The organism is Arthrobacter liuii (assembly GCF_014639275.1).
Taxonomy (GTDB): Bacteria; Actinomycetota; Actinomycetes; order Actinomycetales; family Micrococcaceae; genus Arthrobacter; species Arthrobacter liuii.
In genome coordinates this window covers 1-21,211 of record NZ_BMFW01000014.1, presented here as the reverse complement: position 1 = coordinate 21,211, position 21,211 = coordinate 1, and the positions used below count along the sequence as shown (strand labels likewise).

Sequence of the window (21,211 nt, the reverse complement as noted above, 5' to 3'; positions counted from 1 at the left end):
AGCAGCAGACAATGCACACCATTGCGCTGCCCGCATTCAAACCAGGAGATTTTGTGACCGCTGACCTCGTCATCGTAGGGTCCGGCTTTTTTGGCCTGACAATCGCAGAACAGGCCGCCACTGAGCTCGGCTTGAAGGTGGTCGTCATCGACCGCCGCCACCACATCGGGGGTAATGCCTACAGCGAAAAGGAAGAGCAGACCGGGATTGAAATCCACCGGTACGGCGCCCACCTTTTCCACACATCCAACGAACGCGTGTGGGAGTACGTCAACAGGTTCACCACCTTCACCAACTACGTGCACAAGGTGTATGGCGTCCACAAGGGCGAGGTGTACTCCCTGCCCATTAACCTCGCCACAATTAACCAGTTCTTCAGGGCGAACCTCACACCCGGCCAGGCCAGGGACCTCATCCAGGAACAGGCCGGGGAGCTGGCGGGTACAGACCCCCAGAACCTCAACGACAAGGGCATTCAGCTGATTGGCCGCCCCCTGTACGAGGCGTTCATCAAGCACTACACCGGCAAGCAGTGGCAGACGGATCCCAAGGACCTGCCTGCAGGGATCATCTCCCGGCTGCCGGTGCGCTACAACTATGACAACCGGTACTTCAACGACAAGTACGAAGGCCTCCCCACCAACGGCTACACGGCGTGGATCGAAAAGATGGCAGAGCACCCGAACATCGAGGTGCGCCTGAACACCGACTTCTTCGATGAGTCCCACGAGTACAGCAGGAACAAGGTGGTCGGCAACATTCCCGTGGTGTATACGGGGCCTGTGGACCGCTACTTCGACTACGCCGAGGGCGACCTCTCCTGGCGGACCATCGACTTCGAGGAAGAAGTCCTGGACGTGGGCGATTTCCAGGGTACGTCCGTTGTCAACTACAACGACGACGACGTGTCCTACACGCGCGTCATCGAACCCCGCCACTTCCACCCGGAACGTGACTACCAGACCGAGAAGACGGTCATCATGCGCGAGTTCTCACGCTTTGCCGAGAAGGGCGACGAGCCCTACTACCCGGTCAACACCTCTGCGGACCGGGAGCGACTGCTGAAGTACCGTGACCTTGCAGCCGCTGAAACCGACGTCCTGTTCGGCGGCCGGCTTGGGACCTACAAGTACCTGGACATGCACATGGCCATCGGATCCGCGCTCAGCATGTTCGATAACAAGATCCGGCCGCACTTCGAAAGCGGCGCGAAGCTGGAAAGTGGAGGCGTGGACGCATGACGACGACTGCGAGCCAGAAGAAAACTGCCGCTTCGGCGACGGAAGAGTCAGCCGGGAACTGGGACACTCTTCAGCGTGTGATCTTGCCTAACGCCAGCCAGATGGACACAGCCCCCCTTTACATGGACATGGGCACCGCCACGGGCATCCAACTCCCGACGATCGGCGACGGAGACAAGAAACAAGCCAAGCCCAGGACCATCAGCAGCCCGACCAAAGAGGCGCACGTAGAGGACTTCCTCTCGCGGCACTCCACCTCAGTCCGCTCGGGGGAGCGCGTTTCGTTCGGCACCTACTTCAATGCTTTTCCCGCCAGCTATTGGCGGCGGTGGACAACAGTCGACAAAGTCCGGCTGCAGGTCCGGACCCAAGGTGCCGGTTCGGTCATTGTCTACAAATCAAATGCACGCGGATCACTGCAGCGAGTAGACACCCGCCGTGTCGAAGGCATCTCGGAAAGCCATTTTGAACTGTCGCTGGCCCCCTTTGGAGACGGGGGGTGGTACTGGTTCGACCTGTTGGCCGGGACCGAGCCCCTGATCATGCTCGACGCCGAATGGCAGGGGCCCGCTGTCGAGAGCGCGCCGGGGTCGGTAACTCTCCAGATCACCACACTCAACAAGACGGACTTCTGCTTGAACAACCTCCGTCTCCTGGCCGACAGCGCCGAGGCCCTTGCCCACGTGCAAGAGATCCTCATCGTTGACCAAGGCACACAAAAACTTTCGGGCGCTCAGGGCTTCGCAGGGGTAAAAGAGTCCCTGGCCGGCAAACTCCGCATCATCAACCAGTCCAACCTCGGTGGGTCCGGCGGATTCGCCCGCGGGATGTTCGAGGCCGTCGAAAACGGCAGTGACTACGTGCTGCTCATGGACGACGATATCGTCGTCGAACCTGAAAGCATCATCCGCCTCCTCACCTTTGCCGACCGGTGCAAGACACCAACGCTTGTTGGCGGACACATGTTCGACCTGTATAACCGCACTGTTTTGCACACGTTTGGCGAAGTGGTTAATCCCTACCGCTTCCAGCCCGCGCTCCCCAGCGAGGACATGATCCTCGGGCACGATTTCCTGTCGTCGAACCTGCGTCAGACTTCCTGGCTGCACCGGCGCTGCGACGTCGACTACAACGGCTGGTGGATGTGCTTGATCCCCACCAAGGTTATCCGCGACATTGGACTCTCACTGCCGCTGTTCATCAAGTGGGACGACGCTGAATACGGTCTGCGGGCAAAGGAACACGGCTACCCCACGGTTTCGCTCCCAGGGTCTGCTGTGTGGCATGTCTCGTGGATCGACAAGGACGACCTGGTCGGCTGGCAGGCCTACTTCCACTCACGGAACCGGGTCGTGGCTGCCTTGCTACACAGCCCCTACGAGTTCGGCGGTGAAGTTGTCAAGTCTTCTCAGTCCGGCGACGTCAAGCACATGGTGTCCATGCAGTACGCCACGGCACAGGGCAGGCAATGGGCCCTGGAAGATGTGTTAAAGGGGCCGGACGCCCTGCCCGACCTGTTATCGACTAAGCTTCCAAAAATCCGCGAGATGATGTCGGCGCACTCCGATGCTGTGTTTCGACCCGATCCGGAGGACTTTCCGGCCCCGAAAATGGACAAACCGCCCCGCCGCGGTCACGGGCCCTCTCAGCCCTCGAGAATCACCCTCCTGCCGTGGGCGGCTAAGACCATTGTCCGGCAGCTGGTCAAGCCTGTCACGGGCACTAGCGCTGACCGCCCGCAGACGACTGTGGCGCATCAGGACAATCGCTGGTGGCGGATGGCGCAGTATGACAGTGCTGTGGTTTCCAATGCTGAGGGAACTGGCGCTTCGTGGTATCGCCGCGACCCCAAGCGCCTGAGGAAAATGCTGGCCGATAGCGCCCGTCTCCACGCGGCTCTCCTGAAGGAATGGCCTGCGCTCAGCATGAAGTACAAGGCGGCCGTGAACGACATGACCTCGATCGAGTCCTGGAGGAAGACATTCGAACAGCATACGCAGAATGAGATCAAGTGAGTGTAATTTCGACCAGTGAATTGACCACGCCAGGCCTCGGCGGTGGACTGCGGGACCTCAAGCAATCCAGCTTCCTACTTAAGTTGCTGGTTCGGAAAGAACTGAAAGTCCGCTACCGGGGTTCTGTTCTTGGTCTCCTTTGGTCCTATGTAAAGCCCGGGGTCCAATTCATAGTTTTCTATGTTGCCCTGGGAATCTTCCTTGGGTTGGAGCGGAGCCCGAAAAATCCAGACGGGCTGGCAAATTACGCCGTCTACCTCTTCTCCGGCATAGTCCTGATCAATTTCTTTTCAGAGGCGTTGGGTAACGCAGCACGGTCCATTGTGATGAACGGTAACCTTATAAAGAAGATCTACCTTCCTCGCGAATTGTTTCCGGTGGCGTCCGTTTGGGTATCCGCCGTTCACTTTTTCCCACAGCTCGTGGTTCTTGTCGGCGGTTGTGTCTTGGCCGGATGGCATCCCAACCCGTTGCAATTGCTTGCTGCCGTGGCAGGTTTTGTCATCGTTGCCCTGCTCGCAACTGGCCTCGGTCTGTTGTTCGGGTCGGCCAACGTGTACTTCCGGGATTCAGAGAATCTCGTAGACATGCTGCTAATGATCGCGACGTGGGCTTCTCCTGTCATGTACGCGTGGTCAATGGTGGAGCAGAAGCTTGGAACCGCGGCTTTTGCCGTGTACCAGGCAAACCCGATCACCATCGGGGTGGAGTTATTCCACTACGCGTTTTGGTTTCCGACGACAGACGGTTCCGCGGCCATGCCGCCCAATCTTTTTAGTCTGTGGCTGCCTGTCGGCCTCGTAGTTGCTGTGGTCATTCTTCTTTTGGGTCAATACACGTTTCGGCGCCTTGAGGGCCGTTTTGCACAGGAGCTCTAAGTGGTAACGGCGATAGAAGTTTCCGATATCAGCAAACAGTTCGTGCTCCGCCACACCCGGTCACTGAAAGAGGCCGTAGTGTGGCTTGCCAAGGGACGCAAAGGCGACCTGTCGGAAAAGTTTCATGCCTTGAAAAACGTCTCTGTAGAGATTGACGCCGGCGAAACAGTCGCACTGCTGGGACTCAACGGTTCGGGCAAGTCCACCCTCCTCAAGCATATTTCTGGTGTGATGCTTCCCGATACTGGAACGGTGAAGACTCGGGGAAGAGTTGCCGGGCTTATCGAAGTGGGCGCCGGCTTCCACCCGGATCTTTCCGGACGCGACAACGTCTTCCTCAACGGCGCCATTTTAGGGATGACCGAGCAGCAAATTAATGACAAATTTGACGATATCGTCGAGTTTTCGGAAATTGGCCAATTTATTGATACAGAGGTTAAGTTCTACTCCTCCGGAATGTATCTACGCCTTGCATTTTCCGTTGCTGTTCACACAGACCCTGAGGTTTTCCTTATTGACGAGATTCTTGCTGTTGGTGACGAGCCCTTCCAACGCAAGTGCATTGACAAAATCCAAGAGCTTGCGCGGGACGGGAAAACCTTGGTCGTGGTTAGCCATGACCTGGACCTCGTTTCGCGCATATGTGACCGGGGAATTCTGATGGAGCACGGTAACGTGAAATTCGATGGACCCATCCATGAGGCCGTCTCGATTTTGAGGGCCTGACGGGCGTCATCCGCAGCAGGTGAACGGCTGCGTCCAATTTTTGATTGACCATCAGCGGTACGGCGTGCCGCTTCGGCTGGCGTGCCGACAACTTATCGGAGGATTCTTGTCCTGGTTTGATGCAGTACCGCAGTTTCTCCTCGCAGTGGTTCTGCTGTTCATTCCGGGACTTGCCGTCGGCCTTGCCGCGCGGCTTGGCTTGCGTCGGGCGGTCGCGGTGGCACCGGGGATAAGTGTCTCGGTCATCGCCGTTGCCGCCATCGCCGCACCTTTCGCCGGTGTCGTCTGGTCATTGCTGCCGGTCGTTGCGGTAACCATCGGAATGGCCGTAGTGGCTCTTGCTGCTTCCGTTTTTCTCTCCAGGAGGAAGGCGCCGGCAGCAACGGACCACGAGGCCGAACCGCGCCATTGGATGGCGGCCTCCCTGGCGGCAACACTCTTGGCGGCAGTCCTGGTCGGGCGCCGGCTCGTGAACGCCATCGGATCGCCCGAGTCGTTCTCGCAGACCTTCGACAACGTTTTCCACCTCAACGCTGTCCGTTACATTCTCGACACTGGTTCCGGTTCGTCCCTCACACTCAATGCCATGACGGGTGCGGGCTCCTATCCTGCCGCGTGGCACGACCTCGTGTCACTACTTGTCAGTGCCGGTGGGTGGGAAATCACGTCCTCCGTGAATGCCGTCAATATCGTAGTTGCCGCCCTGGTGTGGCCAATCGGGTGCATCTACCTTGCGCAAACACTATGGGGACGCCGTCCGGCGGTGAGCATCACCGCAGGCATCTTGTCAGCTGCCTTTGGTGCGTTCCCCATTTCGCTGCTGGACTTCGGAGTCCTTTACCCGAACTTCCTCGCTCTAGCACTCCTGCCACTTGTTTTGGCAATAGGTCTGGACGCGCTTGGCCTGTCCGCCGTCTCGCACGGTTCCAGGATCATGAGCCTGCTTGTCTTGCTCGCCGTCCTTCCTGGGATGGCCCTTGCCCATCCCAGCGCCGCCATGGCCTGGCTGGCCCTGATGCTGCCTGCCGCCATTTACGTGTATGTCCGTATCTGCGCGGACACGATCAGGTCCAGGACAGGACGGAGACGCGTTGTAGCTTCGGCCACCCTGGGTCTGCTCTTTATTGCCGCCGTCGTGCTGATCCGCCTCTTCTGGGACCTGGTACGTCCGCCGGCCGAGGCCGCCTTCTGGCCTCCGGTGGAGACGACGGGGCAGGCCATTGGGGAACTGATTGCCAGTTCCGCCATTGGACGCCCTGTTGCGTGGGCAGTCATGGCCCTGACGCTCCTTGGCATCTATGTGATCCTCCGTTCCAAGCGACAGCTGTGGTTACTGGGAATGTATTTGGTCGCAGCGGGACTCTTCGTCGTGGTCAGTTCTTTCCCTGCTGACGACTTCCGGCTGACTCTCACCGGTATCTGGTACAACGACCCGCCCCGCCTTGCAGCTCTCCTGCCCTTGGTGACAATTCCGCTTGCCTGCAGGGGCGCCGTCGAAGTATGGACATGGGTCTTCTCCGCCCTGGTGGCGGGTGCCGGTCACTTCAATCGGGGTAAGCCCTCCCAGTTGGCTGAGCGGGCTTCCAAGAGCCGAGTGCTTGGGCCTGCGGGTCTCGTCGCCGCGGCGGGGATTATCATGATCCTCGCCATGGCAGCGGCCACCCAACGCGGAAACGTCGCCCAGGCGCAGGCATCCATGGCAGGGTCTTATCGGTTGGCAGATAATTCTCCGCTGATATCGAGTGACGAGATGGCCCTTATCAAGCGCCTGCCCGGAGAAGTGCCCAAGGACGCCTTAATGGTTGGCAATCCTTGGAATGGCAGCTCCCTCGCCTATGCCTTTGCTGACCGCAAGCTGGTCCAACTGCATATCCTTAGCGCTGTCCCCCAAGGCGCGGTCCCGTTGCTCAATGGTCCTCTTCCTACCAAGGACGACCCGACCGTCTGCCCGGCCGTAGAGAGCCTTAAGATCGAGTACATCCTCGACTTCGGGCACCGCGAGGTGCATGGCAGGGACAGCGGTTACAAAGGACTGGATGCACTCATAGCCGCAGGTATGGCCACGCTGGAAGATTCGCAGGGGGAAGCGAAGCTATACAGGCTCGATCTGTGTCCCGCCCCGTAATTGTCGGATTTGCTTCGGGCTAAATGGCCCTTTGCTTGTCAGGCGTGGGGACAGGGCCCGCTGACTCAAGCCCGTTTACTCATGTGGCGCCGCAAAACCAGAAGTTGGTAGCCGGCAACAAGTGCTTCGGATATGGCAACTGCCCAGGCGACGCCCACCACACCGAGGCTGACCGCCCCGACAACGATCATGGGAGCGCCTGCCACGGCCCCAATCAGTGTTGACCTGGCCAGCTCCCGCGCCTGGCCAATGGCGACGAGGCACGCCAGACCCAACACCTGGGACAGGGCCACGGCGGCAAAGGCAACCCCGATAGGTATGCTGAGGCTGCTGCCGAATGGGATGGGGTCCTTGACAAGCACCTGGGCTGCAAAGGGTCCCAGGAGAGCAAGAGCAAGCCCGCCGGCGACGCCGAGCAGCGGAGCTGCCTGGGCTGCGCGACGGATCCGGTGCTTTTGGTCCTTGAGGCCACCTTCGGGAATCCAGCCCTGGATGAACTGCAGAACCGGGGAGAATGCCACGGCGCCGTATCGGAAAAGCCGGTCAGCAAAGGCGTACACATCCAGATGCGAAGGAATCAGGACGGTGACGGCCAGTATCGGCAGGTTTACGTAGAGACTTCCAGTTGCAGCGGTGATTACGCCGTGCCTTTGCAGCTGCATCCGCGACCAGGATCCCCGTATGGAGAAGTCCCATGTCAGCGTTGACGACGCCGAACGAAGGACTAATACTGCGCTGAGGGCCACGGCAAACAGGCCGAAAAGCAGTTGCGTCAGCACCATGTACGTCAGGTCACGTGTATACGTGAGAACGAAAAGACCCGTGACGGTGCCGGCCAGTTGCGGGATCGCATCCGCCAGGAACAGCCGGGTGGGCTTTGCCTCGCCAATAAAGTACCAGGAGGCCCCGAGGAAGGGGAGCAAATAGGTCAATGAGGCCAGGAAAACGAAGGCGGCGTGTGCTGGCTGCAGTGCCATCATGACTAACCCCATGATTGGCGCGGTCAGCAGGTACAGGTAGGAGCGCGTTATGAGTGAGTCGGCGAATAGCTGGGGACGCTTTTCCGCCCGCAGAGTCGCGACCATTGATGGTCCTACCGTCCCCCAACCGAAGGCGACCACGACGCCAAACAGGGTTGCCATTGATTGAACCAGCGCAAGGATTGCCCACAGCCCCGAGCCTACGACGTTCGTGATGATTGGAATGGCTACCAGTCCGACGACTGTGCCCAGGCCGACTGTCAGGGCGAACTTCGACAACCTGGCCAGCGCTGCGGCAATTGCTTTCATCGGTTCTGTTCCTTCAACGTGCCTGTGAAGCGTTAGGGGCCAAAGTAACCAGCTTAGAGTAGCTGCCGAGCTGCCCCGGACAAGGGGATTGTCCGCACGGTCGACTACGATGTACCGGGAAGTTGATCCAAAAAGTCAGGAAATTTAATGTCCGTAGCTGCTGTCGTTGTCTCCTATAACCGTCTTGACTACCTCAAGAAATGCCTGGCAGCCCTTGAGCAGCAGACGATGCCGCTCGAGGAAATCATCGTCATTGAGAATGGATCGACGGACGGCAGCGCACAGTACATCCGTGACTCCCACCCTGGTGTCACGATGTTCGAGACGGGTGCCAACCTTGGGGGAGCGGGGGGGTTTGCCTGGGGGGTGGAGATCGCCCTTGCCCACGGGCATGATGCCGCGTGGCTCATGGATGACGATGCCGAACCTGAACTGGACGCGCTGGAGCCGCTCATGGCGAAATTCGAGGCCATTACGCCGCGCCCCGCCTTCCTGGCTTCCCTTGTCACCGCCGGCCGGGGTGCCTTTAACCCGAGGAACCCGCCGGTCGTGAGCCGGGACGCGCACAAACAAGTCCGGGCCAGCGAACTCGGAGGCATAGCTATCGACGCTGCCACCTTCGTGGGCGTGCTGATCAACCTCCAGGTTGCCGCTACGACCCACCTGCCGTTCAAGGACTTTTTCATCTGGATTGACGACTCCGAATACACCCACCGGCTCTCCAAAATGGGCTTCGCTATGACGGTCAAGGAAAGCCAGGTCAACCACCCTGTTGCCAAAGGTATTGGTGAAGACATGGGCTCGCGGCTGTTCTTCCACGTCAGAAACAGTCTTTGGTACATCAGGGAACGGGGCTTTCCACTGGGCACCAATGTGTTCGACGTCCTGCTGGTGATCCAACACTCCCTGCAACAGGGCATCGCCGCCCGCAGCAAGAAGGACTGGCTCGTTGCCGTCGCAAGAGGGTACGCTCAGGGGTTCTTTACCAAGCCCACCCGGCAGATGCCTGGAGAACTGCTGGCCACCCTGAGCCCTGACGCCAGGAAGCTCATCAACTGCTGAACTCCGCCGGCCCGCCTGCGCGGAGCGGGGCCCTAGGCCCCGCTCCGCACAGGGAATCACTTCAGGATGTCGCGGCCGCTGAACGGTTTAGTGGCAATCCCGAGCAGGATTTCCAGGACCCGCATCACGGGTACGTTCCGTCGCCGCCAGCCGCCCGCCAAGAGCTGGATGAGCTGCGTGGTCTTGGGATTGGCATAAGCTTCCAGTGCACCCTGTAGATCCGTGGGGGCCGGCTGGACCGCAGACCTAAGACGTTGCAGAAGCGTACGGGCCATCAGTGTCCGCCAGCCCAGCCCCGTCTTGTAGATGATCCTGCAGATACTTCGGGCCGAGACGTTGCCTTCGTAGCGGCGGACGAACCGGAAGGTGTTGCGAACCGAGCCGACGAGGCTCTGGCTTGATTCCCCTACCACGTTGCCACCGTGTTGGATGTAGTCCTGGAGCACGAAGTCTTCGATCCTGACGCCGTTCCCAGCCACGGCGCAAAGAGCGAGCCAATGATCGTGGTACTGGGAGGGTGCGGCCAGCGACGGAAAGGGCAGCGCCAGTTCCAGGACTTCACGTCGGAACGCGCACAGCGAACCTGTTACCTGGTTGTTGGCGAAGAGGTCGGCTGCGCCCACATTTTTTCGGTCGGTCAGCTTGCCTTGGCTCGGATCAGAGTCTGTCATCGAAGTTTCCGGCGACACCACGCGCGCCTGACAGGTTACAAGCGCAGCATCATCCAGGTACGGGAGCAACTTGGAGAGCTTTTGCGGATACCAATAGTCATCCTGGTCGCTGAGGGCAACCCAGCGGGCCTCGGAGGGCACCGCTTCCAGAGCGCGCTCAAAATTGTGATGGAAACCAACCCTGGTGTCGTAGCCGAGCACGCGGAAGCGGTCATCGTCGCCGCAGGTGCGCTTCACGATGTCCTGAACGCGCCCGTAGTTGCCGTCAGCAGAGATGAGGCATACGAACTCTTTGTGGGTTTGGGCCTGGATGGACAGAAGTTGGCGCGCGAACATAGTTTCCTCCGGCTCGTAGGCGGCCAAGGCCACGGCTCCGTAAGAACCGGCGAAGGAATGACCCGCCGGTACGGAAGGCAGGGGAGGTTTACCGGTCATCGGGCGCGCAGCTTTCTGCTAAGAGCAACGCTGAAGGCGCGGAGCAGCATGATCCTGGCCCGGACAATAACGGAGATTGGCCGCCGCGATTTGGGGGTCGTGTTTTGTTCGTGCAATCGGCGAGCCACCGTGGCCGGTTCCACGTGGGCCATCTCCCGGTTGAGGTTCGCCACAATGGCTATCCACTGGTCGTGGGTTTCCGTCAAAAAGGATGGGAAAGGCAAAATGAGCTTTTTCGCGTCGGAGCGGAAGGCCATGGTGCAGCCGTAGTAGGGTCGTATGCCAATCCAAGTGGTAACGAGGTTCGCAATCCACCTTCCGCTGTCGGCTTCCCTAAGTTGCACTTTCTGCAGTTTGTTGGCCGCGCCACCAAATACGGTGAAGTTGCTTGCCGCGAACGCCTTCGCCTGCAAGGACTTGAGGAGATTGTCCAACCGCCCCGGGAGCCAGACGTCGTCTTGGTCCGAGAGCATGATGTACGCGCCCCTGCTGGCCGCGATGGCTTTCTCAAAGCTGGCCACGTAGCCACGGTTTTCGCGGCTCGGAAGGAAATTGATGCGTGGGTCATCGATGCTGCGGACCACGTCGGTCGTTGCGTCCTTCGAGGCATCATCGACGATGATCAGCTCATCGTTCGCGGCGAGTTGGTCGAGAATGGACGCGATCTGTTCCGCTACGTAATCCTCGCCGTTATAGGTTGCCATGCAAACGGATACCCTGACGTTTTCAGCTGTGCTCATGAGCTGATCCGCCTCTGCAGTGCAGGGTCGATTTTCCCAAGCCGCCCGGTCCACCCATCCCAGCAACCCCGTGCCAACGCATGCACCTGCCCTTTGCGGTTGGCGCCATACAGGAGCCTGAAGATATCGCTTTCCAATTGGAAGCGGAGCCGGCGAACGAGCCAGCCCGGAAAGCGTGCCCCGTATTGGCGCCACAAGTAGATGCTGTTTCGGGTTATGTAGTACACGCGGAACGGAGCGTGCGAGTGGACATGCCGTTTGGTGCCCAGGACTGTGACATGCCATCCGAAAAGCATCATTGGCTGCGCGTGCCCCAGAGAATGGGTCATGTTGCAGCCCTTTCCAATCAGGGTTGCAAGTCCATGTGAGCGAACGCGGAGATTGAACTCCGAGTCCACGCAGTCGATAAAAAGCCTTTCGTCCATCATGCCAACGGCCTTGAGCGTGGAGACCGGAATCAGGGCACCTGACTGCAGGGGGTCGAAGGCCTCGGGAAACTCTGCCTTGCGGCTGAGCAGGGGAACATTAAGTTCGTTGTGCGATTGGGCGCTGATGAGCCCGGGCTGGATTCCCCTGGCCTTTGCGTCAGCGAGGGTTTCCAGTGCCGCAGCTATGTAGCCTGGGTCGAGGGCGGAATCCTGGTCCAAGGTCACCACAAAGTCAGGAGACCATTTCTCGAGCGCCAGGTTGATGCCGGCGTTGAGTGCTGCGGCTATGCCCGAATTCTCTGGCATACGGATTACGGTGCAGCCCATGACCTCGAGCTCCTGCAAAACAGTGCTGGAGCGATCGACGTCGGAACCGTCGTCCACCACCACGGTCTGCGCCACCTGCTTATTGAGCTGCAGGACTCGCTCCGGTAGGTCCTCCGGCGGATGGAATGCGGAAATAATGGCCACCACTTGGGCGTCACTCTGGCGCGTCACGTCTCACTGTTCCTTTTCGCTTATCCGGATTGACCGACCCGCATGCGAGGGGACTGTCAGGCAGCACGCCCCAGTCTATCGTTGGCGGGTACGGCCCTCCATTCGCACTCCTTTGATCAGGAGACGCTGTAAACCAGCGTCTTTTGTCCCGACCATGTCAACTCCTGCTCCAAGCGGAGGCAGGAAGCGGCTAGCTCTCCCGAGGCCGTGATGTGGGTCAGAGCGGGAAACGCCTTTTTTAGATCGCAGGGGTCAATGTGCACGATTGTCCGGTCCCCACCGTTATTGGAGAAGGTCTTTGGTGCTCCCGGAGTCCAGGCAAATTGAATGAATCCGCCCCCTCGGTTCCAGTCGTTGGCAAAGCGTTGCTCGGGGTCAAGGACTGCCCACTTACTTTCGTCCGGGCCAGAGCGCTGAACTCCGGTAAGTGACGGGACGCCATTGGCGAGCAGCAGCGTGTCCACAGCAGACCTGTCGGTAGCCCAGAGCGTTCCCGCATCACGGCTGGCCTTGCCCTGGGAGTAGAAGTATGAAGCTGTTGGCGACGTGCGGAGGTCACCCAGCCCGAACAGCAGGGGATTGGAGCCATAGACCGGGATCGCCGCAAGCACAGCTCCAAGCCCGATGGCGAACACAGATCGGGGGAAGCGGGTGACAATGAGCACCACTACGGCCACGCCAAGACCGGCGAGAAGGATCTCTTTTCTCGACATGGTCGGAAGATAGGTGAGTTGAAGCTGGGAACCGGCATAGGCAGTTACTGCACCTGTGGTCAGGGCTGCCGCAACAGGCAGTCGCCAGCGAGGAGTCCGCGGAAGACGAGACAAGAGGACCGCTACCAATAGGGTGCCGATAATTCCGCTTACCTGGGCAGCCCTGGCCGGCTGAACATAGTTAAGCAACGGGATCTGCGTGCCGACGGGCCCGAAATTGAAAATGGACCAGAGGAGCCATACGCCGCCAGAGACACCAAGTACCAGAGCCACCACGTTCTCCCGCCACCGACTCACGGAGGAGAGGGCTATCCAGATAAGCATCGCCCAGACAAATGTGATGGTAAACGCCGTTGACATCTCGCTCTGGTTGCTGCCCACAGGGATGGCATCCCTAAGTTCGCCGAGTGAGGGGGCACCAAAAAGTAATCCAACTGGTTGGGCTTCTCCTGTGGATCGTCTCGACCCCGGGTACACAGTGTTCAGGAGGGCGTTTATGCCTGCACGGTTCTCGAGTAGCGTGCCGACCCCGAAGATCAGAGCTACCCCGGCGGTGAAGCCAAGAGCTTTAATCTTCGGCAGCCACTTCTCTTGCCGGGTGAGAATCCACAGCACTGTTGCTGCGAGAACAGGCAATCCCAGTACTAAAGACCAGGGAATGTAGAAGCTTGGAACCCCGGCAAGGAGGATCCCGCCAATTACTGACTGGACAATCGGTCCCAGCCATCGCCGCGCCTCGAAACCGCTGTAGGCGGACAGGAGGAGACTCGATCCCGCAATTGTGTAGGCGATGAGCTGGATCGGCATCATCGTCCACCACGATGCTGCTGGAGATAGTGCTATGAGGAATGCGGCCAGCCACCCCATCTTCCGGGATGCGCCCACTTGCTCGAACCATTTCGGGAGAAAAAGGAAGAGCAGGACAGCAGGCAGCCACCAGTGGGCTGCGAAAACCATCTCGTCTGGAAAAATTGCGGCCGATCGAAGCATTGTCGAGTCAAAATAAACGAATGTTTCGAAGAATCCCCCGGTGGGATACCGGTGCACGACATCGGCTGGCGCGGCAAGGTAACTTGTGGTTGGAGCGGCCCCCGTGGCCATGATCGAGATCGCGATGGGTGAAAAGGCGTTGTACTCGTCTGAGCGGATCAGCGAGCTGGTTCCGAGCTGGGAACCCTCCGGACTCGCCGGATCCTGCCGGAGTTCTCCCACTCCAATAGAGGAAGTCGTGGCACCGGTGAGGACCACGAGAACGTAGAGGGCAATGACGACGATACGTGCCATGCGGTCAGAAACGGATACCCAACGCCAAACAGGCAAGATGAGGCTTTTTAGTTTGGACAGTATCTGGGGTGACAATATGATCTTCCTTCTTGCCTAACGACTTTTCTCCCCAAGCCATTAGGCGGCCGTGACGCCAGGCAGACAGCCTCCTACTTGGAGGCAGTCTTCGCCGTTCCACGGAACGCAGCCCGGCACCAAGTGAAGGCAAGTGGATAGTTTATGGCTTCCTGCTGAGAACCACAGGCGATGTGTGGCGGCCTTCTGAAAGCTTTCAGCTTGGAACTGCACCCGCTTGGCCTGCGTAGACGCAATCCAAGCAGCAGCAACGCCAGTATAACGTCAAGCCCTTGGGCAGACTCGACGGCGCCCAGCAGCCCGAACGTCCACTGTGCAACATATACGCCGTTAATAATCCTTCCCCGCCCACCCGGTATGATGGCTTGAGCCCGACTGCAACTTGCGCGGGTGGACACGACTGGGAGTGGCTTGCAGACAACAAACAGTGCACGGGCATTGCGGCATCGAGCACAGAAACTCGCATCCAGGATCCTCCTCATCGTTGAGCGCAGCCATCTGATCAAGTTCCTGTTGGTCGGAGGTGCCTCCTTTGCCGTCGACCTTGCTCTGCTGACGCTTTTGCATGAAGTCTTCGGAGTGGGCCTCTGGATAGCTACACCGATCGCGTTCATCGCCAGCCTGGTTTTCAACTTTGCGCTCCAACGGTCCTTTACGTTCCGTGCCCGAAACCGGAGCCACGTGAGCCTGCTCAAATACCTCGCGCTCGTGGTGTTCAACATTGTGGCTATCGACGTCATCGTCAACGTTTTCGATGCTTGGGGGATCTCCTACGGGATCGGCAAGGCGTTCGCGACGGTCTTGACCACAGCATGGAACTTCTGGCTCTACAAGGTGTGGATCTTCAGGCACGAGCCCGAAAAAGATGCGGAGCATGCAGAGCCCGTAACGGCGGAGGGCAAGGAATAACCGCTCCGTAACCGCTGCAACCTGGCTCCCAACAGTTGAAGCCACCGGCGGATATCCGCCGGAAGAAAAGAAAAGGACATACCTGGCACATGGCCATTGACGTATTGCTGCCCTACTACGGGGATGTCGACCTGATGAAACTTGCGGCTCAAAGTGTCATGAGCCAGCAGTTCGAGGAGTGGCGCCTAATCGTGGTGGATGACGGGTTTCCGAGCCCGGAACCGCAGCGGTGGTTCGAATCCATCACTGACCCCCGGGTGACGTACCAGAAGAACGAAACGAACCTCGGCGCCAACGCCAATTACCGCAAGGCGCTTGAATTGGCTGAAGCTCCCATCGTCGTGGTCATGGGCGCTGACGACATCATGCTGCCGAACTATCTCGCCGTCGTGTCCAAGGCGTTCGAGACCTTTCCGCAGGCCAGTGTGGTCCAGCCCGGGGTACAGGTTATTGATGAGAGGGGACGGGCATGCTCCCCTCTGGTCGACATCGTAAAAAAGGTCTACGCGCCAAACACCAAAGAAGCCGTCCTCCTGCAGGGCGAACAGATGGCAACCAGCCTGGTGCGGGCGGACTGGGCGTACTTCCCGTCCCTCGCTTGGCGGACGGACGTCATTCGGCGCATCGGCTTCACGGAAGGGCTCCATGTCGTGCAGGATCTTGCCCTGCTGCTGGACATTGCCGCCGAAAACGGATCGATGGTAGTGGACCCAACCCTCGCATTCCTCTACCGGCGCCATTCCGCGTCAGACTCATCGGTGAAAGCTCTCGACGGGCGGCGCTTTGACGAGGAACGGGTTTTCTTCGAGGTTCAGGCGCGCCGCTTTCGCGAGCTTGGCTGGCAACGAACGGCTCGCGCGGCAGCTTTCCATACAACGTCCCGCCTCAACGCTGCCACCCTGGTGGCCCGCTCACTAGCTATCGGGAAAACGGATTCGCTGCCCCGGCTGCTGAAGCACGTCGTTTCCTAGCAGGCTCCAGCTACACCAAGGGGGCTTCCGGCCGAAGCCGGAAGCCCCCTTGGTCTTTTTAAAGATTCGTTTCGGGCGGTTTCCCCCCGCCGCGAGCATCGCTGCTGTGTCCTGATTCGTCCCGCGTCCCGCGCGTCTCCAACTCCTGCACCTTGAGGCGGAGAATCCCCACTTCCTCAGCCAGGACACGAATTTCGTCCTCTGCCTGGGACTGCTCGAAGGACAGGTGAAGGCAGACCAAGACGAGCAGCAGAAGCGCCATCGCAAACAGCAGGTTGGAAGGTACCCGTACGCCAAGCACTCCACTGGCCCAGAACAGCAGCTGCGGGAAGGCAACGAGGACCAGCACTCCGATGCCGATGATGATCCACAGCACAGCATACTTTTCCCGCAGGTGCCGCCGGCGAAGCATCTCAAAGATGATGAGCAGAATGACCAGCACAAAGATAAAGCCAACGAGGGTGGCCATGTGAACTCCTAGTTGGATGACGGTATGTTCTTCTTGCGTGTCAGGGCGAAGAGAAGGGCAAAAGCTGACCTGCCCAAATAGATTGCAGCCTTAACCGGGTCATGGCTTGGCGTTCCACCCTGCCTTTCCCTCATGGAGACTCCAACCTGGCGCACCGTGCAGCCGGACCGGATCGCAACTACAAGCGAATCGATGGTATCGCCAAGGTACTCGGCCGGGTAATGGTCCACATATTGCCTGATTGTCTTCGCGTTGGCAGCGCGGAAACCCGAAGTTACATCCGTGAGCTGTGTCCCGGCAATCTTCGATATGGTCCACGCGAGGACATTCATGGCCCATTTACGAGGGCCGTGGACCGTGTAGTTACCTTTGTCTGCGAAGCGTGCACCGATAACGATGTCAGCGTCTTGAAGACCGTCAAGGACGGCCTTGATATCCCTCGGATCGTGTTGTCCATCCGAGTCGACCTGGATGACTTGGTGATACCCGTGCATCTTCGCGTACTTGAATCCGGTCCGCATGGCCCCACCAACCCCCATATTGAAGGGGAGCTGTACAACCAGCGCGCCTGCGTCGCGGGCCACCTGTGCCGTGTTGTCGCGGGAACCATCGTCCACAACCAGGACATCACAGGCGGGTCCGAACTCAAAGACCTCCCGGATGGTGTTGCCGATAGCCTCTGATTCGTTCCACGCCGGCATGATGACCAGTGTGCGCTGTGCCTGCTCTGCCGGTGTCATGCCTTATCGTTTTCCAACTTGAGGTATGTTGCCAGCCGCTCGCCCGCGTCGGCTACGTCGAAACCCGTTGAGCGTGCCTTAGCCAGGTTGAGGGCGCTCAGAAGCGGCCGGGGAGCGGCTGCTTTGTCCTTGAAGTATTCGGCGGTTGTGATGCCGGTGACATCACCGCGGGCTGCTCCTGAGTGCTCGTAGACGTCTCCAGCAATATCCGCCCAGCTCTTCGCCGGCCCGTCATTGCTGAAGTTGTACGTTCCGTAATCGGCGCGCCCCTCAAGCAGGTGCCTGATAAAGGCTGCTATGTCTTCCGTGAAACTCAGTCTGCCCATTTGGTCGTTGACGACCGAGGGTTTGACGCCGTTGCGGGCCAGTTTAGCCATGGTGCGGACAAAGTTGTTGCCTTCACCGATAACCCAGCTGGTCCGGACGATGTAATGGCGCGGAACAACACTGACCACTGCGTCGCCGGCCGCCTTTGTTTGACCATAGACGCCCAGGGGAGTGAGTGGTTCGTCCTCATCGTGGTCTTCGCGGCTTCCGTCGAAGACATAGTCCGAGGAGACGTGCACCAAGGTCAGGTCTTGCGCGACGGCGGTGCGGGCCAGCTTGGCTAGCGCAGTGACGTTGATGGCCCATGCCGCAGCCCGGCCTTCCTCGGATTCGGCAGCGTCCACGGCGGTGTATGCGGCGGCGTTGACGATGGTGGAGTAATTCTTCCAGTTCCGGTTCGCGAAGGCGTCCGCGTTGGTGAGGTCAAACTCACCGCGTCCGGCGAACTCAACGGTAGTGTCGCCGTCGTATTGTGCGCGCAGCGCCTTGCCCAACTGCCCATCTGCGCCGACAACCAGAATCTTCTTCGCCGGCATCGACGCGACGTCGGCCATCCGCGGGTGGGCCCTGTCCTTGTCGGATAGTTCGGCCCGGTCGAGCGGGATTGGCCACTTGATGGCAGACGTCTCGTCGGCAAGGTTCAGGAAAGTGTATTGTCCCTGGGCATCGGCGGACCAGTGGTCGTTCACGAGGTAGGTGTACGCCGTGTTGTCTTCCAGGGTCTGGAAGGCATTGCCGACGCCACGCGGGATGAAAATGGCCTGGCTGGCGTCAAGTTCAGCCGTGAACACGGCGCCAAACGAGGGCCCTTCACGAAGATCGACCCAGGCTCCAAAGATGCGGCCCGTGGCCACCGAGATGAACTTGTCCCACGGCTCGGCGTGGATACCGCGGGTGGTTCCTGCCTTTTCGTTGTAGGAAATGTTGTTCTGGACGGGCCGAAAATCCGGCAGCCCGAGGGCCACCATTTTTTCCCGCTGCCAGTTCTCCTTGAACCAGCCCCGGTTGTCACCGTGGACCGGAAGGTCATAGAGGACGACGCCGGGAATGGGAGTTTCGTGGCCGGCAAGCTTTTTTGAGAACTCCAGTGACATGGACTACTGGCCCTGTTCCTTGTACTTGGCTTCGGTGGCAGCTTTTTGTGGGCGCCACCATTGTTCGTTGTTTCGGTACCAGGCGATGGTGTTTTCAATACCGGCGTCGAAGTTGGAGAACTGTGGCTCCCAGCCGAGTTCGTTGCGGAGCTTGGTCGAGTCGATGGCGTACCGCAGGTCGTGGCCGGGGCGGTCGACCACGTGGTCATACGCGTCAGGGGACTGGCCCATGTGCTTGAGGATCAGTTCGACAACTTCTTTGTTGTTCTTTTCTCCGTCAGCCCCGATCAGGTACGTTTCGCCGATGGTTCCCTCGGCGATGATGGCAAGCACAGCTGAAGAATGGTCATTGGCGTGGATCCAGTCCCGGACATTCTCGCCCTTGCCGTAGAGCTTGGGGCGGATTCCATCGATCACGTTGGTGATTTGCCGGGGAATGAACTTTTCCACGTGCTGGTACGGACCGTAGTTGTTGGAGCAGTTGCTGATGGTGGCCTGCAGGCCGAAGGACCGTACCCATGCCCTGACCAGAAGATCGGATCCGGCTTTGGTGGAGGAGTACGGGCTGGACGGGTTGTAGGGAGTTTGCTCCGTGAAGCGCTCCGGATCATCCAGTTCCAAATCTCCGTAGACCTCGTCAGTCGAAATGTGGTGGAAGCGTTTATTGTGATTTCGGGCTGCTTCGATCAGCGTGTAGGTGCCGATGATGTTGGTGTCCAGGAACGGGCGGGGGTCGTGGAGGGAGTTGTCGTTGTGGGACTCAGCAGCATAATGGACAACTACATCGGCGTCGGCGACCAAGCCATCTACAAGTCCCGCGTCTGCAATGTCTCCCTGAACGAAGGTGAAGCGTTCCTGCGGAAGGCCCTGCAACGACTCAAGGTTGCCCGCATAGGTCAGCTTGTCCAGAACAGTGACATGGTCTTCCGTGTTTTCGAGAACGTAGTGGACAAAGTTTGAGCCGATAAAGCCGGCTCCGCCGGTCACTAGAAGTCGCTGCATAATTCCCTAGACTACCGGATTTGCTGCTGCCCTAAGCGAAGGGAAAGATGGGGGCATGCGCGGAATAATACTTGCCGGCGGAACCGGCTCCAGGCTTCATCCCATCACGCTGGGTGTCAGCAAGCAGTTGGTACCAGTCTACGACAAGCCAATGATTTACTATCCGCTCTCGACGTTGATCCTTGCCGGTATACGGGACATCCTCATCATTACCACACCGCACGACGCGGAGCAGTTTGAACGCTTGCTGGGAGATGGTTCCCGCTTTGGCGTGTCCATAACCTACAAGCAGCAGCCTTCGCCGGATGGGTTGGCCCAGGCGTTCGTGCTCGGTGCCGACCACATTGGCGACGACAGCGTTGCATTGGTTCTGGGCGACAATATCTTCTATGGGCAAGGCATGGGAACCCAGTTGCGCCGGTTCAAGACCATCGACGGCGGTGCTGTCTTTGGGTACTGGGTCAAGGATCCCTCCGCCTACGGTGTGGTTGAGTTCGACGATAACGGCAAAGCGCTCTCACTGGAGGAGAAGCCTGTGGCTCCGAAGAGTCATTACGCCGTTCCGGGGCTTTATTTCTATGACAATGATGTAGTTGATATCGCCAAGAATTTGAAGCCTTCTGCCCGTGGGGAGCTTGAAATCACCGACGTCAACCGGGTTTACCTTGAGGCCGAAAAGCTGCAGGTGGAGATACTGCCGCGCGGAACCGCATGGCTTGATACCGGCACTTTTAATGACCTGAACGACGCATCAAATTTCATTCGAACCGTCGAGAACCGGCAGGGCCTGAAGATTGGTGCCCCGGAAGAGATCTCTTGGCGCCTCGGGTTCCTGACCGACGACGAGCTCCGGGAACGGGCCGAGCCCTTGATCAAGAGCGGCTATGGGGCTTACCTGCTGGAGCTGCTGGCTGAGAAGTAGGAGTTCTCGAAGAATTAAGGTCATAAGAAAAAAGGTTGAAGCGCTGCTTCAACCTTTTTTCTTATGACCTTAATCGGTGACGCTGGGACGGGTTCTTGCTTCTGCAGACGCTAGGCGGATTACCGGCGCGTAGTGCTTACGCTTGTCCCCGTTGTGGGGCTCCAGGTTATGGACCCGCCCTGGTAGTTCTGGTAGCACGCTCCACCTGCCAATGTGCAGGAGGTTGCTGCGATGGGGTAGCCAAGGAAACTGTTTTCGTAGCCCAGGGTCGCGTACTTTGCGCGGATTGGGCCCGTGCTTGGCTGGGCCCCCGTCGACTGTGACCACAGCATTGCTCCTCCTTGGAAGTTCTGATAGCAGCCCCCGTCACGTATGCCGCACACCACACCGCCTGTCGGATACCCCAACTCACTAAGTTCGTAGCCCATGGAGCCCCACTTGGTTCGGATGGGGCCGTTAGGGCTTACCTGGGCGCCGGTGGTGGGGGACCAGATGATGGCCCCGTTTTGGAAGTTCTGGTAGCAGCCGCCGTTGGTGAGGTCGCAGGTTTGTGCTGAGGTGGGGTAGCCCAGGGTTCCTTGTTCGAAGCCGGTGTTG

The 21,211-nt window shown here is 59.1% G+C and carries 19 protein-coding genes; 9 read left to right on the top strand and 10 right to left on the bottom strand.

Features of this window, described 5'->3' with window-relative positions:
- The first annotated feature begins 53 nt into the window (after positions 1–53).
- The 5 genes from glf (at position 54) to IEW19_RS14075 (ending at position 6,985) form a co-directional block, all read left to right on the top strand.
- Positions 54–1,241 carry a UDP-galactopyranose mutase gene (gene glf, locus IEW19_RS14095; RefSeq protein WP_188572248.1) on the top strand — a complete coding sequence of 396 codons (1,188 nt, stop codon included), beginning with the start codon at positions 54–56 and terminating at the stop codon, positions 1,239–1,241.
- Positions 1,238–3,256 (top strand): glycosyltransferase, encoded by a 2,019-nt coding sequence (locus IEW19_RS14090; protein WP_188572247.1) that lies wholly within the window; start codon positions 1,238–1,240, stop codon positions 3,254–3,256. Before glf ends, IEW19_RS14090 begins: the two co-directional genes overlap by 4 nt.
- 5 nt (positions 3,257–3,261) lie before the next feature.
- Complete coding sequence (locus IEW19_RS14085) at positions 3,262–4,134, top strand: ABC transporter permease (RefSeq protein WP_188572305.1); 873 nt, start codon at positions 3,262–3,264, stop codon at positions 4,132–4,134.
- Complete coding sequence (locus tag IEW19_RS14080; protein WP_188572246.1) at positions 4,135–4,860, top strand: ABC transporter ATP-binding protein; 726 nt, start codon at positions 4,135–4,137, stop codon at positions 4,858–4,860. It begins immediately after the preceding gene.
- A gap of 106 nt (positions 4,861–4,966) precedes the next feature.
- Entirely contained in the window at positions 4,967–6,985 is a 2,019-nt protein-coding gene (locus IEW19_RS14075; protein ID WP_188572245.1) for a DUF6541 family protein, read from the top strand.
- Between the two features lie 65 nt (positions 6,986–7,050).
- Here the strand turns inward: IEW19_RS14075 and IEW19_RS14070 are convergent, their stop codons facing one another.
- Positions 7,051–8,274 (bottom strand): lipopolysaccharide biosynthesis protein, encoded by a 1,224-nt coding sequence (locus IEW19_RS14070; RefSeq protein WP_188572244.1) that lies wholly within the window; start codon positions 8,272–8,274, stop codon positions 7,051–7,053.
- 147 nt (positions 8,275–8,421) lie between these two features.
- Between IEW19_RS14070 and IEW19_RS14065 the strand changes: the two genes are divergently transcribed.
- Positions 8,422–9,336: a glycosyltransferase family 2 protein gene (locus IEW19_RS14065; protein ID WP_188572243.1), complete on the top strand. Its 915-nt coding sequence runs from the start codon at positions 8,422–8,424 to the stop codon at positions 9,334–9,336.
- A gap of 56 nt (positions 9,337–9,392) precedes the next feature.
- Here the strand turns inward: IEW19_RS14065 and IEW19_RS14060 are convergent, their stop codons facing one another.
- From IEW19_RS14060 to IEW19_RS14045, 4 genes are all read right to left on the bottom strand, one after another.
- The gene (locus IEW19_RS14060; protein ID WP_229748481.1) at positions 9,393–10,442 is read right to left on the bottom strand and encodes a glycosyltransferase; all 1,050 of its coding nucleotides are present in this window, start codon (positions 10,440–10,442) and stop codon (positions 9,393–9,395) included.
- Positions 10,439–11,182, bottom strand: a complete 744-nt coding sequence (locus IEW19_RS14055) for a glycosyltransferase (RefSeq protein ID WP_229748480.1) — start codon at positions 11,180–11,182, stop codon at positions 10,439–10,441. Before IEW19_RS14055 ends, IEW19_RS14060 begins: the two co-directional genes overlap by 4 nt.
- A complete protein-coding gene (locus IEW19_RS14050) occupies positions 11,179–12,108 on the bottom strand; it encodes a glycosyltransferase (RefSeq protein WP_229748479.1) in 930 nt (309 codons plus the stop codon). Before IEW19_RS14050 ends, IEW19_RS14055 begins: the two co-directional genes overlap by 4 nt.
- A gap of 116 nt (positions 12,109–12,224) precedes the next feature.
- Entirely contained in the window at positions 12,225–14,180 is a 1,956-nt protein-coding gene (locus IEW19_RS14045) for a DUF7657 domain-containing protein (RefSeq protein ID WP_188572242.1), read from the bottom strand.
- 411 nt (positions 14,181–14,591) lie between these two features.
- Between IEW19_RS14045 and IEW19_RS14040 the strand changes: the two genes are divergently transcribed.
- Positions 14,592–15,089, top strand: coding sequence for a GtrA family protein (locus tag IEW19_RS14040; protein ID WP_229748478.1), 498 nt, complete (start codon positions 14,592–14,594; stop codon positions 15,087–15,089).
- Positions 15,090–15,178: 89 nt separating this feature from the next.
- A complete protein-coding gene (locus IEW19_RS14035) occupies positions 15,179–16,060 on the top strand; it encodes a glycosyltransferase family 2 protein (RefSeq protein WP_188572241.1) in 882 nt (293 codons plus the stop codon).
- A gap of 58 nt (positions 16,061–16,118) precedes the next feature.
- Here IEW19_RS14035 and IEW19_RS14030 read toward each other — a convergent pair whose 3' ends face one another.
- The 4 genes from IEW19_RS14030 to rfbB are packed head-to-tail and all read right to left on the bottom strand — an operon-like array spanning position 16,119 to position 19,692.
- Positions 16,119–16,529 carry a DUF2304 domain-containing protein gene (locus IEW19_RS14030; protein ID WP_188572240.1) on the bottom strand — a complete coding sequence of 137 codons (411 nt, stop codon included), beginning with the start codon at positions 16,527–16,529 and terminating at the stop codon, positions 16,119–16,121.
- Between the two features lie 8 nt (positions 16,530–16,537).
- Entirely contained in the window at positions 16,538–17,269 is a 732-nt protein-coding gene (locus IEW19_RS14025) for a glycosyltransferase family 2 protein (protein ID WP_188572239.1), read from the bottom strand.
- Positions 17,266–18,690: a sugar nucleotide-binding protein gene (locus IEW19_RS14020; protein ID WP_188572238.1), complete on the bottom strand. Its 1,425-nt coding sequence runs from the start codon at positions 18,688–18,690 to the stop codon at positions 17,266–17,268. Before IEW19_RS14020 ends, IEW19_RS14025 begins: the two co-directional genes overlap by 4 nt.
- Before the next feature lie 3 nt (positions 18,691–18,693).
- Positions 18,694–19,692: a dTDP-glucose 4,6-dehydratase gene (gene rfbB, locus IEW19_RS14015; protein ID WP_188572237.1), complete on the bottom strand. Its 999-nt coding sequence runs from the start codon at positions 19,690–19,692 to the stop codon at positions 18,694–18,696.
- Positions 19,693–19,747: 55 nt separating this feature from the next.
- Here rfbB and rfbA point away from each other — a divergent pair, with 55 nt between their 5' ends.
- A complete protein-coding gene (gene rfbA, locus IEW19_RS14010; RefSeq protein ID WP_188572236.1) occupies positions 19,748–20,614 on the top strand; it encodes a glucose-1-phosphate thymidylyltransferase RfbA in 867 nt (288 codons plus the stop codon).
- A gap of 119 nt (positions 20,615–20,733) precedes the next feature.
- Here the strand turns inward: rfbA and IEW19_RS14005 are convergent.
- Positions 20,734–21,211: LGFP repeat-containing protein (locus IEW19_RS14005; protein WP_373283610.1), on the bottom strand; the 478-nt coding region annotated here is incomplete at its 5' end.

Bases quoted from the DNA above. Each gene is read 5' to 3' on its own strand.
- IEW19_RS14090 (WP_188572247.1), top strand. From the start codon at position 1,238: ATGACGACGACTGCGAGCCAGAAGAAAACTGCCGCTTCGGCGACGGAA.
- IEW19_RS14070 (WP_188572244.1), bottom strand. From the start codon at position 8,274: ATGAAAGCAATTGCCGCAGCGCTGGCCAGGTTGTCGAAGTTCGCCCTG.
- IEW19_RS14065 (WP_188572243.1), top strand. From the start codon at position 8,422: ATGTCCGTAGCTGCTGTCGTTGTCTCCTATAACCGTCTTGACTACCTC.
- IEW19_RS14060 (WP_229748481.1), bottom strand. From the start codon at position 10,442: ATGACCGGTAAACCTCCCCTGCCTTCCGTACCGGCGGGTCATTCCTTC.
- IEW19_RS14055 (WP_229748480.1), bottom strand. From the start codon at position 11,182: ATGAGCACAGCTGAAAACGTCAGGGTATCCGTTTGCATGGCAACCTAT.
- IEW19_RS14035 (WP_188572241.1), top strand. From the start codon at position 15,179: ATGGCCATTGACGTATTGCTGCCCTACTACGGGGATGTCGACCTGATG.
- IEW19_RS14030 (WP_188572240.1), bottom strand. From the start codon at position 16,529: ATGGCCACCCTCGTTGGCTTTATCTTTGTGCTGGTCATTCTGCTCATC.
- IEW19_RS14025 (WP_188572239.1), bottom strand. From the start codon at position 17,269: ATGACACCGGCAGAGCAGGCACAGCGCACACTGGTCATCATGCCGGCG.
- IEW19_RS14020 (WP_188572238.1), bottom strand. From the start codon at position 18,690: ATGTCACTGGAGTTCTCAAAAAAGCTTGCCGGCCACGAAACTCCCATT.
- rfbB (WP_188572237.1), bottom strand. From the start codon at position 19,692: ATGCAGCGACTTCTAGTGACCGGCGGAGCCGGCTTTATCGGCTCAAAC.
- rfbA (WP_188572236.1), top strand. From the start codon at position 19,748: ATGCGCGGAATAATACTTGCCGGCGGAACCGGCTCCAGGCTTCATCCC.